The following is a 15,164-nucleotide window of genomic DNA, read 5'->3' on the forward strand; positions in this document are numbered from 1 at the left end:
TGATAATTGAGCGCGTGAATATTACGCTCACTATCAATTCTTGGGAATAATTATTCAGCTCTTTTGCGTAATTCTGAAGAGCTTAAAATCGTCACACCTTCATGCTCAGGCCGCATCGCCTCTGCCAGCATGACCCGCGCCACGTCTCTCGCATCAATGGATTTCCAGTTACCGGGTAACAAACGGAACAGCGGCGCAAAAAGCGTTTCGTTCATCCGCTGTTTGCTACGATCACCCAGTAACATCGACGGGCGAGCAATGGTCAATTTCGGCCAGTTCTGGGCGATTAATGCTTCTTCCATCTCCCCTTTGACGCGGTTATAGAAAAACGGCGAGTGGGCATTAGCACCCATAGCACTGACCACCAGCATATGCTGCGCACCGAGCCGCCGCCCGGTTAATGCGGTATCCACCACCAACGTGTAATCGGCATGAATAAACGCCTCTTTGCTCCCCGCTTCTCGCCGCGTGGTGCCGAGACAACAAAACACAATGTCGATGGGATCGGTGACCTGCGCCAGCGCGTCAGTCAGTTGCGGATCATGGGGATTAAACACCCCGGGCATATCGCCCAACGGACGTCGCGTCGGCGCAGCAATGACGTTAACTTTCGGTTCATTAATCAACATCCGCAGCAGGTGACCGCCCACCAGCCCCGTTGCGCCTGTAATCAGTACCTGACTCATCTTCGCTCCTTTACAGAATTGTCTGCCTTGCGCTCCCCAGCTCATGCACCAGGCTTAATAGACCATGAGGTAATTATCCCCGATTGTGGAAAATTCGCCTCATCCAATGCAACAACGCGGAGGAAGCATGAGTAAGAAAATCGCCGCTTTAATCACTGATGAATTTGAGGATTCAGAATTCACTTCACCCGCAGACGAGTTCCGTAAAGCCGGACACGAAGTGATTACCATTGAAAAACAAGCGGGTAAAACGGTGAAAGGCAAAAAAGGAGAAGCCAGCGTGGTCATCGATAAATCCATCGATGAAGTGACGCCCGCAGAGTTCGATGCCCTGCTGCTACCGGGCGGTCATTCACCAGATTATCTGCGTGGCGACAACCGTTTTGTCACCTTCACTCGCGATTTTGTGAACAGCGGCAAACCTGTTTTCGCCATCTGTCACGGTCCCCAGTTGCTGATCAGCGCCGATGTGATCCGTGGTCGTAAGCTGACCGCCGTTAAACCGATCGTGATTGATGTTAAAAACGCGGGCGCGGAATTTTACGATCAGGAAGTGGTGGTCGATAAAGATCAGCTGGTTACCAGCCGGACACCGGACGATCTGCCAGCGTTTAACCGCGAGGCGTTACGCCTGCTCGGTGCCTGAGTTACGTAGCCAAATCATTTTTTTACCAAAGCCCAGCGTGTTGTCGGTGAATTTGATTTCATCGAGCCGGATTTCCCATACCGGGGCCGACAGCATTCTGGCAACCGGAAAGCGACGATTGTACGCCTTGCGTGCGAGGTCGCTTTCCTCGCCTTCCAGTCTGCGGATCTCACCTTTAAACTGCACGCCGCGAATTAACGCTACCGTTTTCGGCTGACCGTTTACCGTTCCGGCAATTGCCGCCTGCGGCCCGCTCATCTGCGCATGACGCGTTTTTTCTTCCGTCAAAATGTAGAAGGCGACTTTCTGCGCATCAAAAAGATAAAAGGCATTGGCGCACCACAGTTCCCCTTCCTGCTGCACACACCAGGTGACAACATGTTGTTTTGCCAGCCAACGGCTGATGGCGGTGAGTGTTTCCATTGCTGTTCTCTTTTATACTGTGGGCCTGACCTTAACATGCGACGCAGACGATGACACCCTGGTTTCTTTACTTGATCCGTACCGCCGACAATAAGCTTTATACCGGGATCACCACGGATGTCGAACGCCGCTATCAGCAGCACCAAAGCGGCAAAGGGGCGAAAGCACTGCGAGGGAAAGGAGAACTAACGCTGGCGTTTTCCGCGCCAGTGGGCGACCGTTCGCTGGCACTACGAGCGGAATATCGCGTTAAACAACTGACTAAACGGCAAAAAGAGCGTCTGGTAACGGAAGGCGCAGGGTTTGCAGAACTGTTGAGCAGCCTGCAAACCCCGGAGATTAAAAGCGATTGAAATGCTCGTGATACTCGACCAGACCAGTTACGCCGTTCAGCGCGTCATCCGCTAAACGATGTACCTGGAAGGCGCTTTCAGTGCCCGGCCAGCGGCAATGCAGATCGTGATGCGCCGCCAGTTCAAAGCCGAAACGGCTGTACAGCGCCGGATCGCCCAGCGTCACCACTGCGGCATAGCCGAACTCATTAAGCGAATCGAGTCCTTCATAGACCAGTTGGCGTGCCAGCCCCTGTCCACGGTATTTTTCATCAACCGCCAGCGGTGCCATGCCGACCCATTGCAGGTCTTCGCCCTGCACATCAACCGGACTAAAAGCCACATAGCCAATGACCTGACCTTCGTCATCTGTCGCCACCAGCCCCAGCGTCAGAAAGCCATCTTCACGCAGATCGTGAACCAGCTTCGCTTCCGCATCACTTTCGAATGAACGACGCAGCAGGGCATCAATACCCGGCGCATCAATGGGAATTTCTACTCGAATTAGCATGGTTCACCTACCGATGTCTGTTTGGTTTCAGGCGCGGTTTTCATTCCCGCCTCAACAAAATCCGCCAGTTGCAGCAGCATCATGCGTAAGGCTTTCGGCATTTGCTCCAGTTCAATGGCGTCCATCAGGTTTTTCACATACAGCCCCAGCTCCGTATCGCCTTCAATCACCAGCCGACGCTGGAAGAAGAGCGTATCCGGATCTTGTTTACGCGCCGCAATCATCAGCAGATCGCTGGCGTCGGCACTAAAACTCACATCAGCTTGCGCGTTCTGGCTAACGACCAGTTTGCCATTCACCACCGAGGTAAACCATTGCAGGTCAATATCACGCACATGAATACTTAACCAGCGACCTTCAAGAAACTCCAGCTCGCCATCATCCAGCGCCTGACGGAATTGCCAGCTTAAGACCTGCTCAAGAACCTGGCGTTTTAGCGCAAATGGCGTCAGTTTTACCGGTACACTCAACAGAGATGGCCCCAAATGCACAATACGGGAACGCAGTTTATCCAACACGAGTTTTACTCCCTGTTTCAACAATCATCCTATTTTGCCATATCAGAAAAATAACATAGCGGTATAAATCAACAATTCCATATGAAATTGCTGCTACCACCAATACAACTTTAACTGCCTTAAATCAAAAATTGTCGCAGCAAGGTTAACTAAAATCCCAGTTCGTTAACATTTTTGCGTTTTGATAGCGCAACCTTCAGGAAAAATTATGGAGCTGCTCTGCCCTGCCGGAAATCTCCCGGCGCTTAAGGCGGCCATCGAAAACGGCGCAGATGCTGTTTATATCGGGCTAAAAGATGATACCAATGCCCGTCACTTCGCCGGCCTTAACTTTACCGAGAAAAAATTGCAGGAAGCGGTGAGTTTTGTCCATCAACATCGCCGCAAACTTCACATCGCGATTAACACTTTTGCGCATCCGGACGGTTACGCCCGTTGGCAGCACGCCGTGGATATGGCGGCGCAACTGGGTGCCGACGCGCTGATCCTCGCCGACCTCGCCATGCTGGAGTACGCCGCCGAACGTTATCCGCATATTGAGCGCCACGTATCGGTGCAGGCTTCGGCGACCAATGAAGAGGCGATTAACTTTTATCATCGCCATTTTGACGTTGCCCGCGTGGTACTGCCGCGCGTGTTGTCGATTCATCAGGTGAAACAGCTGGCACGGGTCACACCTGTACCACTGGAAGTGTTTGCTTTCGGCAGCCTGTGCATTATGTCGGAAGGCCGTTGCTATCTGTCGTCGTATCTGACGGGTGAATCGCCCAACACCGTGGGGGCATGTTCTCCGGCCCGTTTCGTGCGCTGGCAGCAAACGCCGCAAGGGCTGGAATCCCGCCTGAACGAAGTGCTGATCGACCGTTATCAGGACGGCGAAAACGCAGGTTATCCGACGCTGTGTAAAGGGCGTTATCTGGTGGACGGCGAGCGCTATCACGCGCTGGAAGAACCAACCAGTCTCAATACCCTGGAACTGCTGCCGGAGTTAATGGCGGCGAATATTGCTTCGGTGAAAATTGAAGGCCGCCAGCGTAGCCCGGCGTATGTCAGCCAGGTGGCGAAAGTCTGGCGTCAGGCTATCGACCGTTGTAAGGCCGATCCGCAAAACTTCGTACCGCAAAGCGCGTGGATGGAGACGCTCGGGTCGATGTCCGAAGGCACGCAAACTACCCTTGGCGCGTATCACCGTAAATGGCAGTGAGAAAAGCAATGAAATATTCCTTAGGGCCGGTGCTATGGTACTGGCCAAAAGAGACGCTGGAAGACTTTTATCAGCAGGCCGCCGCCAGCAGCGCAGACGTGATTTATCTTGGTGAAGCGGTATGCAGCAAGCGCCGGGCAACCAAAGTTGGCGACTGGCTGGAGATGGCAAAATCACTCGCCGGAAGTGGTAAGCAGATTGTGCTCTCCACGCTGGCGCTGGTGCAGGCATCCTCTGAACTGGGCGAACTGAAACGCTATGTTGAGAACGGTGAGTTTCTGATTGAAGCCAGCGATCTCGGCGTGGTGAATATGTGCGCTGAACGCAAACTGCCGTTCGTCGCCGGGCACGCGCTGAACTGCTACAACGCGGTGACGCTGAAAATATTGCTTAAACAGGGCATGATGCGCTGGTGTATGCCGGTGGAGCTTTCCCGCGACTGGCTGGTGAATCTGCTTAATCAGTGCGATGAGTTGGGCATTCGCAACCAGTTTGAAGTGGAAGTCCTGAGCTACGGTCATCTACCGCTGGCCTACTCCGCACGCTGCTTTACCGCGCGTTCGGAAGACCGCCCGAAAGATGAGTGTGAAACCTGCTGCATTAAGTATCCGAACGGGCGCAACGTACTGTCGCAGGAAAACCAACAAGTGTTTGTACTCAACGGCATTCAGACCATGAGCGGCTACGTTTACAACCTCGGTAACGAGCTGGCATCCATGCAGGGGCTGGTCGATGTGGTCCGCCTGTCACCGCAGGGTACTGACACTTTCGCAATGCTCGATGCCTTCCGCGCTAATGAAAATGGCGCTGCGCCACTACCGTTGACGGCAAACAGCGACTGTAACGGCTACTGGCGGCGGCTGGCCGGGCTGGAGCTGCAAGCGTAAGTATATAGCTCACTTTGTTAACAACTTTAACTACTCTTTAATGCAGTATTAAAGACTAATCGGTAACAAAGTGAGCTGTTATGACTGATAAAACCATTGCGTTTTCGCTACTCGATCTGGCCCCCATCCCCGAAGGTTCTTCAGCGCGGGAAGCGTTCTCCCACTCTCTCGACCTCGCCCGTCTGGCTGAAAAGCGCGGCTATCATCGCTACTGGCTGGCAGAACACCACAATATGACCGGCATTGCCAGTGCTGCAACGTCGGTGTTAATTGGCTATCTGGCGGCGAATACCACCACGCTGCATCTGGGGTCTGGCGGCGTGATGTTGCCTAACCACTCACCGTTGGTCATTGCCGAACAGTTCGGCACGCTTAATACGCTCTATCCGGGGCGAATCGATTTGGGGCTGGGTCGCGCGCCGGGTAGCGACCAACGGACAATGATGGCGCTACGTCGTCATATGAGCGGCGATATTGATAATTTCCCTCGCGATGTCGCGGAACTGGTGGACTGGTTTGATGCCCGCGATCCCAATCCGCATGTGCGCCCTGTACCGGGCTATGGCGAGAAAATCCCGGTGTGGTTGCTAGGCTCCAGCCTTTACAGTGCACAACTGGCGGCGCAGCTTGGTCTGCCGTTCGCGTTTGCCTCACACTTCGCGCCGGATATGCTGTTCCAGGCGCTGCATCTTTATCGCAGCAACTTCAAACCGTCGGCACGGCTGGAGAAACCGTATGCGATGGTGTGCATCAATATTATTGCCGCCGACAGTAACCGCGACGCTGAGTTTCTGTTTACCTCAATGCAGCAAGCCTTTGTGAAGCTGCGTCGCGGCGAAACCGGGCAACTGCCGCCACCGATTCAAAATATGGATCAGTTCTGGTCACCGTCCGAACAGTATGGCGTGCAGCAGGCGCTAAGTATGTCGCTGGTGGGCGATAAAGCGAAAGTGCGTCATGGCTTGCAGTCGATCCTGCGCGAAACCGACGCCGATGAGATTATGGTTAACGGGCAGATTTTCGACCACCAGGCACGCCTGCATTCGTTTGAGCTGGCGATGGATGTGAAGGAAGAGTTGTTGGGGTAGTGTGTTTTAACGTAGGAAGCCTTATCCGAGATGGCAACGCTGTCCTACGTAGGCCTGATAAGCGAAGCGCATCAGGCATTGTGTAGGCAGCAGAAATGTCGGATAAGGCACCTCTGATTACTGATACACCGGCAGCACATTAAAGCTCGATAAGATATGCACCAGTGCGTTGCCGACGCCAAACACCAGAATCAGCACAATCATCGGCTTGCCGCCCCATACACGGAATTTCGGGCTACCAAAGCGTTTACGCGATGCGCGGGCCAGCAGCGCCGGAACAATTGCCGCCCAGATGGTAGCCGCTAAGCCAGCATAACCAATGGCGTACAGGAATCCGTTAGGAAACAGCAGGCCACCCACAACCGGCGGGGCAAAGGTCAGCAACGCTGTTTTCAAACGGCCCACAGCCGAGTCGTCGAAACCAAACAGATCTGCCAGATAGTCAAACAGGCCCAGCGTTACGCCAAGGAACGAACTCGCTACCGCAAAGTTTGAGAACACAACCAGCAGAAGGTCCAGGCTACGGCTGTTCAGTACGCCGCTTAACGCCTGTACCAGCACATCAATATTACCGCCCTTCTCGGCGATGCCGATAAACTCCGGACGCGGGATGTTACCCATCGTCGCCAGCAACCAGATGGTATACAGCGCCAGCGCCATCAGCGTACCGTACACCAGGCATTTCACGATGGTTTTCGGATCTTTGCCGTAATACTTCATCAGGCTCGGTACGTTACCGTGATAACCAAACGATGCCAGACAGAACGGCAGCGTCATCAACAGATACGGTGCATAAGACGCATTGCTTTCGGCGACGTTGAACAATGTCGCAGGCTGCACATGCCCCAGCAGGCTACCGAAGGTGAGGAAGAAGGTAATGACTTTCGCCCCCAGCACAATCGCTGTCATGCGACTGACGGCTTTGGTGCTCAACCACACCACAAACGCCACCAACAGTGCAAAACCAAAACCCGCTGCCCGTGCCGGGACGTTTAGCGACATCTCTGCGAAGGTGTGATGCAGAATCGAACCACTGGCAGAAATATAGGCATAGGTCAGGATGTAGAGCACAAAGGCAATGGAAATGCCGTTGACCACGTTCCAGCCTTTGCCGAGCAGGTCTTTGGTGATGGTGTCAAAGCTCGAACCGATTCGGTAATTCAGGTTAGCTTCCAGAATCATCAAGCCGGAATGCAGCATACAGAACCAGGTGAAAATCAGCGCCGCCATTGACCAGAAGAACCACGCCCCGGACATGACCACTGGCAGAGAAAACATCCCTGCGCCAATAATGGTGCCGCCGATAATCACCACGCCGCCAAGCAGCGACGGTGACGTTTGGGTGGTGGTTAGTGTTGCCATGAGGGCTTCTCTCCAGTGAAAAATAGTGCGACTGCGTTGTTATGCATTGCACTGTACCAGTACATGAGTACAAAAAACAGAAAAAAAGCCCCGATGGGTAAAATCGGGGCTGTATATATTATTTTACAGATTGTGTTCGCTGTTCAGCGATGATTACGCATCACCACCGAAACGACGACGACCGGTAGAGTCATCACGACGCGGTGCGCGGCCTTCACGACGTTCGCCGCTAAAACGACGCCCATCACCACGGCCACCTTCACGGCGTTCACCGCTGAAGTTACGACCGCCTTCACGACGTTCGCCACCGAAACCACGACCACCGCCACGACGCTCACCGCCAGTATGCGGCTGTGCATCGCCCAGTAACTGCATGTTCATTGGCTTGTTGAGAATGCGAGTACGCGTAAAGTGTTGCAGCACTTCACCCGGCATACCTTTCGGCAGTTCGATGGTGGAGTGAGAAGCAAACAGCTTGATGTTACCGATGTAACGGCTGCTGATGTCGCCTTCGTTAGCAATCGCGCCAACGATATGACGAACTTCAACACCATCATCGCGGCCCACTTCAATACGGTACAACTGCATATCGCCAACATCACGACGTTCGCGACGCGGACGATCTTCACGGTCGCCACGCGGGCCACGGTCGTTACGATCGCGCGGACCACGGTCATCACGGTCACGGAATTCACGTTTCGGACGCATCGGCGCATCTGGCGGAACAATCAGAGTACGTTCACCCTGTGCCATTTTCAGTAGTGCGGCTGCCAGAGTTTCGAGATCCAGCTCTTCACCTTCGGCAGTCGGCTGAATTTTGCTCAGCAGTGCACGGTATTGATCCAGATCGCTGCTTTCCAGCTGCTGCTGTACTTTAGCGGCAAATTTTTCCAGACGACGTTTGCCCAGCAGTTCTGCGTTCGGCAGTTCTACTTCCGGAATGGTCAGCTTCATGGTGCGTTCGATGTTGCGCAGCAGACGACGCTCACGGTTCTCAACGAACAGCAGTGCACGACCAGCACGACCTGCACGACCGGTACGACCGATACGGTGAACGTAAGACTCAGAATCCATCGGGATATCGTAGTTAACCACCAGGCTGATACGCTCAACGTCCAGGCCACGGGCTGCAACGTCGGTCGCAATCAGGATGTCCAGACGACCATCTTTCAGGCGTTCCAGTGTCTGCTCACGCAGCGCCTGGTTCATGTCACCGTTCAGCGCGGCGCTGTTGTAGCCGTTACGCTCAAGAGCTTCTGCCACTTCCAGAGTCGCGTTTTTGGTACGAACGAAGATAATCGCCGCATCAAAATCTTCCGCTTCCAGGAAACGTACCAGTGCTTCGTTTTTACGCATACCCCAGACAGTCCAGTAGCTCTGGCTGATGTCAGGACGGGTAGTCACGCTGGACTGAATGCGCACTTCCTGCGGCTCTTTCATAAAGCGGCGGGTAATGCGACGAATCGCTTCCGGCATGGTTGCAGAGAACAGAGCGGTCTGATGACCTTCCGGGATCTGCGCCATAATGGTTTCAACGTCTTCGATGAAGCCCATGCGCAGCATTTCGTCAGCTTCATCCAGAACCAGACCGCTCAGTTTAGAGAGGTCCAGAGTGCCACGTTTCAGGTGGTCCAGCAGACGGCCCGGTGTACCGACAACGATCTGCGGCCCCTGACGCAGGGCGCGTAATTGCACGTCATAACGTTGGCCGCCGTACAGGGCAACCACGTTTACGCCGCGCATGTGTTTAGAGAAATCCGTCATTGCTTCAGCAACCTGTACCGCCAGTTCGCGGGTCGGTGCCAGCACCAGAATCTGTGGTGCTTTCAGCTCAGGATCAAGATTCTGCAGCAGAGGTAAAGAGAATGCTGCAGTTTTTCCGCTCCCCGTCTGGGCCATACCCAGAACGTCGCGGCCATTCAGCAGATGTGGAATACACTCTGCCTGAATTGGAGATGGTTTTTCGTAACCCAGATCGTTAAGGGCTTCAAGGATAGGAGCCTTCAGGCCCAGATCTGCAAAAGTGGTTTCGAATTCAGCCATGTAGTACGTGTGCCTCAAAATTAATGGCGGCCAGTCTACATAACTCATCATGAAATTGATCAGCAATTTTCATTGAAAAGTGTGAACCGGCTCAAAGTAGGTGTATTAACGAACAACAACGCCCTCACCCGTTAAGGTGATGGCAATCAAAAAAGATTACGGGCTGATGTGTACGTCAGCTATTGCTGGTCCGATTCTGCCAGGTCATCTTGGTCCTGGCCCAGGAGCGATAATTCCAACAATGCGTATCGGTGCTCAACAAAGTTATGAACGTTGTTGGCAACCGCCAGTTTGAACAGTGCCGTGGCGCTGTCCAAATCCCCCAGACTTAGGTAGTACTTACCTAAATAGAAGTTGGTTTCACTGAGATGCTCAGCGAGCGAGGTGTTATCCGTTGCGTCCGCCTTGAGCCTTTCCATTAACGTTTGTTCGCTAATGTTGCCCAGGTAGAACTCGACAATGTTCCATCCCCACTGTTCCTTATCCGATTTTTCGAAGTGCTGTTTCAACACTTCTTTAGCCTGCTTCTCATCGAGCTTCTGCTCGGCGAGATAAAGCCACAGACTACGGAAAGGATCATTGGGATCGTCTTGATAAAACGCCAGCAGATCATCTTGCGCTAACTTGTCACGACCGCCGTAATATAATGCGATCCCGCGATTCAAGTGCGCGTAGTTGTAAGTTGGATCAAGCTCAAGTACAGAATCAAACGCTTCATAGGCAGCATCAAAATTGCCTGCCTGCGTTAAATATATGCCTAAGTAATTGAATACTTCAGGCATATCCGGTCGGATTGCCAGCGCTTGCGAAAAATCGTTACGCGCTAATGCCCTCAGACCGAGACTATCATACAACACTCCGCGCTCATATAAAAGCTGTGCGCGTTCGTCATCGGTTAAAGCCCGACTGGCAAGGATTTGTTCCATACGTGCCAGAATCACTTCCTGCTGTAAAGTCGGTTGCAATGGTACCGCGAGGACTTCACTTTTACGCCAGGAAGTATTACTGCATCCTGCAAGCGTAAGTGCTGTCGCAACGAAACACCAGCGCAAAAAAGGCTTCATTTCCCACTCCCGAAGACCACGGTTGAATGAACGTCCTGTTCCCGGTTGCTAACAAGGCGTCCTGCCCGGTTAAAAGCCCCCCGCCGCAGCGGAGGGCAAATGGCAACCTTACTCGCCCTGTTCAGCAGCCGGAGCTTCCGGTGCTGCAGCAGGTTGAGACTGCTCAGTCGCTTCTTTAATGCTCAGACGGATACGGCCCTGGCGATCAACTTCCAGAACTTTCACCGGTACTTCCTGACCCATCTGCAGGTAATCGGTCACTTTCTCAACGCGTTTATCAGCGATTTGAGAGATGTGGACCAGACCTTCTTTACCGCCGCCGATGGCAACAAATGCGCCAAAGTCAACGATTCGGGTCACTTTACCATTGTAGACGCGGCCTACTTCGATTTCTGCAGTGATCTCTTCGATACGACGAATAGCGTTTTTCGCCTTCTCGCCGTCGGTCGCTGCGATCTTCACAGTACCGTCATCTTCGATTTCGATGGTAGTGCCAGTTTCTTCGGTCAGAGCACGGATTACAGAACCGCCTTTACCGATAACGTCTTTGATCTTGTCTGGATTGATCTTGATGGTATGGATACGCGGAGCGAACTCAGAGATATCACCGCGCGGCGCATTGATCGCCTGTTCCATTACGCCCAGGATATGCAGACGCGCACCTTTAGCCTGGTTCAGTGCAACCTGCATGATCTCTTTGGTGATACCTTCAATTTTGATATCCATCTGCAATGCAGAGATACCGTCACGAGAACCCGCAACTTTGAAGTCCATATCGCCCAGGTGATCTTCGTCGCCCAAAATGTCAGACAGTACAACGTAGTTGTCGCCTTCTTTCACCAGACCCATTGCGATACCCGCAACGGCAGCTTTGATCGGCACACCGGCGTCCATCAGCGCCAGAGACGCGCCGCACACGGAAGCCATAGAAGAGGAACCGTTGGATTCGGTGATTTCAGACACAACACGTACGGTGTACGGGAATTTGTCCATATCCGGCATTACTGCCAGCACGCCGCGCTTCGCCAGACGACCGTGACCAATTTCACGACGCTTCGGAGAACCGACCATGCCGGTTTCGCCTACGGAGTACGGAGGGAAGTTGTAGTGGAACAGGAAGGTATCGGTACGTTCGCCCATCAGTTCATCAAGAACCTGCGCGTCACGAGCAGTACCCAGCGTTGCGGTAACCAGCGCCTGCGTTTCACCACGGGTGAACAGCGCAGAACCGTGAGTACGCGGCAGCACACCAGTACGCACATCCAGACCACGGATCATATCTTTTTCACGACCGTCGATACGCGGTTCGCCGGCCAGTACGCGGCTACGAACAACATTTTTCTCGATAGCGTGCAGAATTTCACCCAGTTCGTTTTCGTCCAGGGTTTCGTCTTCAGCAAGCAGTGTCGCGATGGTTTCAGATTTGATGACATCAACCTGCGCATAACGCTCTTGTTTGTCGGTGATGCGGTAAGCATCGCTCAGACGAGCTTCAGCCAGCGCAGCAACGCGCGCGTTCAGCGCTTCGTTTACCGGCTCCGGCTGCCAATCCCAACGCGGTTTACCGGCTTCTTTCACCAGTTCATTGATGTTCTGAATAACAACCTGCTGTTGTTCATGACCGAACACCACTGCGCCCAGCATTTGGTCTTCGCTCAGCAGTTCAGCTTCAGATTCAACCATCAGCACGGCAGCTTCTGTACCGGCAACAACCAGGTCCAGTTTGCTCTCTTTCAGTTCGTCCTGAGTCGGGTTCAGTACGTACTGGTCATTGATGTAACCTACACGGGCAGCACCAATCGGGCCATTGAACGGAATACCAGACAGAGACAGTGCTGCGGAAGCACCAATCATCGCGACGATATCCGGGTTAACCTGCGGGTTAACAGAAACCACGGTGGCGATAACCTGAACTTCGTTGACGAAGCCTTCCGGGAACAGCGGGCGAATCGGGCGGTCAATCAGACGCGCGATCAGGGTTTCGCCTTCGCTTGGGCGGCCTTCACGACGGAAGAAGCTACCCGGGATACGACCAGCAGCGTAGGTACGCTCCTGATAGTTAACGGTCAGCGGGAAGAAGTCCTGACCTGGTTTGGCTTTTTTCTGACCAACAACGGTAACAAATACCGCGGTGTCATCCATGCTAACCATAACAGCGGCAGTAGCCTGACGAGCCATCATGCCGGTTTCCAGAGTCACGGTGTGTTGGCCGTACTGGAATTTACGAACGATCGGATTAAGCAATGTAATATCCTTTCTCTTTCTTAGACAGTACCTTACGGTACTGGTGTTAATACCCGATCTTCTGCGCATCCTCGCGACTAATGACAACCCTAACCCAGCTCTATGTGGGTAAAGCCTCTCATTAGCCGCGCGAACCTCTGCAACGGAAGATCATTCATAGCAACAATACATTAGTTTCCAGTGAATTGCTGCCGTCAGCTTGAAAAAAGGGGCCACTCAGGCCCCCTTTTCTGAAACTCGCAAGAATTAGCGACGCAGACCCAGGCGCTCGATGAGCTGGGTGTAACGTGCTACGTCTTTACGTTTCAGGTAGTCGAGCAGTTTACGACGCTGAGAAACCATGCGCAGCAGACCACGACGGCTGTGGTGATCTTTTTTGTGCTCTGCAAAGTGGCCCTGCAGGTGGTTGATCTGTGCAGTCAGCAGTGCTACCTGAACTTCGGTAGAACCGGTGTCGTTTGCGTCACGACCAAACTCAGAAACGATTTTAGCTGTTGCTTCAGTACTTAGAGACATTTTAAAACTCCAAAGTATATAGAATGAAAGGACGCCGATCTCTAATTCAGCGATCCCAGTGTACGTTACGCAAAGTGTTAAACAATTTACGCGACGTTAAGCGGCAGTATTCTACTCGTAGCGACCTGTTATCGCAAGACGGTTAACATTACGCCGGGTATTCAACCACCAGGCGACGAGGCGCAACGCGGCCTTCATCGTCAATTTCGCCCATACCGATAAACTTGCCGTTCTCACCCTCTGTAACGCGAACCAGTCCTTCCAGCGGCGCACCGGATGTACGAACTGGGTTACCATTTTTGAAGTAAACAGAAGACGTTAACGGAAGATTCACCACTGGGTAGTCCGAAGCTGGACTGTCCATTGGCATCAGTAATGGGTCAAGTAACTCCGCAGCCGGAATATCCTGCTGTTCGGCTTGCTCAACCAGTTCACGCAGATGTTCCAGGGTCACCATCCGTTCAACCGGATATTTACTTACCGCCAGACGACGCAAGTAAATAACATGCGCGCCACAACCGAGTTTTTCGCCGAGATCGTCAATGATAGTGCGGATATAAGTGCCTTTTGAGCAGTGAATTTCCAGCTCCAGCTCATTGCCTTCATGGCGAATAAACAGCAATTCATAAACGGTAATCGGGCGCGCTTCACGTGGAACTTCAATGCCCTGACGCGCGTATTCGTACAGTTTTTTGCCCTGATATTTCAGTGCTGAATACATCGAAGGAATCTGTTCGATATCGCCACGGAAGGTATCCAGCGCCGCCGCCAGTTGCTCTGCACTAAAGGTTACCGGACGTTCTTCAACGATTTGTCCGTCGGCATCAGAAGTATCGGTACGCTGTCCAAGACGCGCAATGACCCGATAACGTTTGTCGGAGTCCAGCAGATACTGGGAAAACTTCGTCGCTTCCCCGAGGCAAATTGGCAACATGCCGGTCGCCAGCGGGTCCAGCGCACCGGTATGCCCGGCACGGTTGGCGTTATAAATCCGTTTCACTTTTTGCAGCGCATCGTTGCTGGACATCCCCTGCGGTTTATCCAGCAACAAAACGCCGTTAATGTCGCGACCGCGACGACGAGGACGACTCATTAGTCCTCCTTGCTGTCGTCCGGGTTAACACGACGTTCTTCGTCATGTTTGACCACGCTGGTCACCAGGTTTGACATGCGCATCCCTTCAACCAGAGAGTTGTCGTAGAAGAAGGTCAGTTCCGGCACGATACGCAGGCGCATCGCTTTCCCCAGCAGGCTGCGGATGAAACCAGAAGCTTCCTGCAACGCTTTGATGCCCGCTTTAACCGCGTCTTCATCTTTGTCGTTGAGGAACGTCACATATACTTTGGCATACGCCAGGTCGCGAGACATTTCGACACCGGAAACGGTGGTCATCATGCCCAGACGAGGATCTTTAATTTCACGCTGCAGGATGAGAGCGATCTCTTTTTGCATTTCCTGCGCTACGCGCTGCGGGCGACCAAATTCTTTCGCCATAATAAATTCTCCTGACAAAAAAGGGGCTGTTAGCCCCTTTTTAAAATTAATTTCAGGTGGAAGGGCTGTTCACGTTGGCCTGATAAGACGCGCCAGCGTCGCATCAGGCAATCCATACAGGATGCGGCATAAACGCCTTATCCCGC

17 protein-coding genes are annotated in these 15,164 nt (G+C 53.0%); 5 read left to right on the plus strand and 12 right to left on the minus strand.

Going from position 1 to position 15,164, the window contains the following annotated elements; genetic code table 11:
• Positions 1 to 50: 50 nt before the first annotated feature.
• The gene (locus ACJHX4_RS08355; RefSeq protein WP_001296438.1) at positions 51 to 686 is read right to left on the minus strand and encodes an NAD(P)H-binding protein; all 636 of its coding nucleotides are present in this window, start codon (positions 684 to 686) and stop codon (positions 51 to 53) included.
• A gap of 127 nt (positions 687 to 813) precedes the next feature.
• On the opposite strand from ACJHX4_RS08355, the gene yhbO reads away from it, so the two are divergent.
• Positions 814 to 1,332 (plus strand): protein/nucleic acid deglycase, encoded by a 519-nt coding sequence (gene yhbO / locus ACJHX4_RS08360; RefSeq protein WP_001296439.1) that lies wholly within the window; start codon positions 814 to 816, stop codon positions 1,330 to 1,332.
• Here yhbO and ACJHX4_RS08365 read toward each other — a convergent pair.
• Positions 1,312 to 1,755, minus strand: coding sequence for a YhbP family protein (locus ACJHX4_RS08365; RefSeq protein ID WP_000449450.1), 444 nt, complete (start codon positions 1,753 to 1,755; stop codon positions 1,312 to 1,314). The two genes, yhbO and ACJHX4_RS08365, sit on opposite strands and share 21 nt — an antisense overlap.
• 50 nt (positions 1,756 to 1,805) lie before the next feature.
• Here ACJHX4_RS08365 and yhbQ point away from each other — a divergent pair, with 50 nt between their 5' ends.
• Positions 1,806 to 2,108: a DNA damage response exodeoxyribonuclease YhbQ gene (yhbQ, locus tag ACJHX4_RS08370; protein ID WP_000189328.1), complete on the plus strand. Its 303-nt coding sequence runs from the start codon at positions 1,806 to 1,808 to the stop codon at positions 2,106 to 2,108.
• On the opposite strand, the gene ACJHX4_RS08375 is transcribed toward yhbQ, so the two are convergent.
• Positions 2,095 to 2,598, minus strand: a complete 504-nt coding sequence (locus ACJHX4_RS08375) for a GNAT family N-acetyltransferase (protein ID WP_000908548.1) — start codon at positions 2,596 to 2,598, stop codon at positions 2,095 to 2,097. The two genes, yhbQ and ACJHX4_RS08375, sit on opposite strands and share 14 nt — an antisense overlap.
• The gene (locus ACJHX4_RS08380; protein WP_001295552.1) at positions 2,592 to 3,116 is read right to left on the minus strand and encodes an SCP2 domain-containing protein; all 525 of its coding nucleotides are present in this window, start codon (positions 3,114 to 3,116) and stop codon (positions 2,592 to 2,594) included. Before ACJHX4_RS08380 ends, ACJHX4_RS08375 begins: the two co-directional genes overlap by 7 nt.
• A 208-nt stretch (positions 3,117 to 3,324) precedes the next feature.
• Between ACJHX4_RS08380 and ACJHX4_RS08385 the strand changes: the two genes are divergently transcribed.
• From ACJHX4_RS08385 to ACJHX4_RS08395, 3 genes are all read left to right on the plus strand, one after another.
• The gene (locus tag ACJHX4_RS08385; protein WP_001296441.1) at positions 3,325 to 4,320 is read left to right on the plus strand and encodes a peptidase U32 family protein; all 996 of its coding nucleotides are present in this window, start codon (positions 3,325 to 3,327) and stop codon (positions 4,318 to 4,320) included.
• A gap of 8 nt (positions 4,321 to 4,328) precedes the next feature.
• A complete protein-coding gene (locus tag ACJHX4_RS08390; RefSeq protein ID WP_001296442.1) occupies positions 4,329 to 5,207 on the plus strand; it encodes a U32 family peptidase in 879 nt (292 codons plus the stop codon).
• Positions 5,208 to 5,287: 80 nt separating this feature from the next.
• Positions 5,288 to 6,295: a luciferase-like monooxygenase gene (locus ACJHX4_RS08395; protein WP_000130380.1), complete on the plus strand. Its 1,008-nt coding sequence runs from the start codon at positions 5,288 to 5,290 to the stop codon at positions 6,293 to 6,295.
• Positions 6,296 to 6,412: 117 nt separating this feature from the next.
• Here the strand turns inward: ACJHX4_RS08395 and mtr are convergent, their stop codons facing one another.
• The 8 genes from mtr to rbfA form a co-directional block, all read right to left on the minus strand.
• A complete protein-coding gene (mtr, locus tag ACJHX4_RS08400; RefSeq protein WP_000224355.1) occupies positions 6,413 to 7,657 on the minus strand; it encodes a tryptophan permease in 1,245 nt (414 codons plus the stop codon).
• 153 nt (positions 7,658 to 7,810) lie between these two features.
• Entirely contained in the window at positions 7,811 to 9,700 is a 1,890-nt protein-coding gene (gene deaD, locus ACJHX4_RS08405; protein WP_001295553.1) for an ATP-dependent RNA helicase DeaD, read from the minus strand.
• Positions 9,693 to 9,773, minus strand: a complete 81-nt coding sequence (gene yrbN, locus ACJHX4_RS08410; RefSeq protein ID WP_010723222.1) for a protein YrbN — start codon at positions 9,771 to 9,773, stop codon at positions 9,693 to 9,695. Before yrbN ends, deaD begins: the two co-directional genes overlap by 8 nt.
• A 106-nt stretch (positions 9,774 to 9,879) precedes the next feature.
• Positions 9,880 to 10,764 carry a lipoprotein NlpI gene (gene nlpI, locus ACJHX4_RS08415; protein WP_000802080.1) on the minus strand — a complete coding sequence of 295 codons (885 nt, stop codon included), beginning with the start codon at positions 10,762 to 10,764 and terminating at the stop codon, positions 9,880 to 9,882.
• A gap of 108 nt (positions 10,765 to 10,872) precedes the next feature.
• Positions 10,873 to 13,008, minus strand: coding sequence for a polyribonucleotide nucleotidyltransferase (gene pnp, locus ACJHX4_RS08420; RefSeq protein ID WP_001296445.1), 2,136 nt, complete (start codon positions 13,006 to 13,008; stop codon positions 10,873 to 10,875).
• A 246-nt stretch (positions 13,009 to 13,254) separates the two neighbouring features.
• The gene (gene rpsO, locus ACJHX4_RS08425; RefSeq protein ID WP_000059466.1) at positions 13,255 to 13,524 is read right to left on the minus strand and encodes a 30S ribosomal protein S15; all 270 of its coding nucleotides are present in this window, start codon (positions 13,522 to 13,524) and stop codon (positions 13,255 to 13,257) included.
• 148 nt (positions 13,525 to 13,672) lie between these two features.
• Complete coding sequence (gene truB / locus ACJHX4_RS08430) at positions 13,673 to 14,617, minus strand: tRNA pseudouridine(55) synthase TruB (RefSeq protein ID WP_000089698.1); 945 nt, start codon at positions 14,615 to 14,617, stop codon at positions 13,673 to 13,675.
• Positions 14,617 to 15,018 (minus strand): 30S ribosome-binding factor RbfA, encoded by a 402-nt coding sequence (rbfA, locus tag ACJHX4_RS08435; RefSeq protein ID WP_001040205.1) that lies wholly within the window; start codon positions 15,016 to 15,018, stop codon positions 14,617 to 14,619. Before rbfA ends, truB begins: the two co-directional genes overlap by 1 nt.
• Between the last annotated feature and the right edge of the window lie 146 nt (positions 15,019 to 15,164).

The organism is Escherichia sp. WS2035 (genome assembly GCF_046487065.1).
GTDB lineage: Bacteria > Pseudomonadota > Gammaproteobacteria > Enterobacterales > Enterobacteriaceae > Escherichia > Escherichia coli.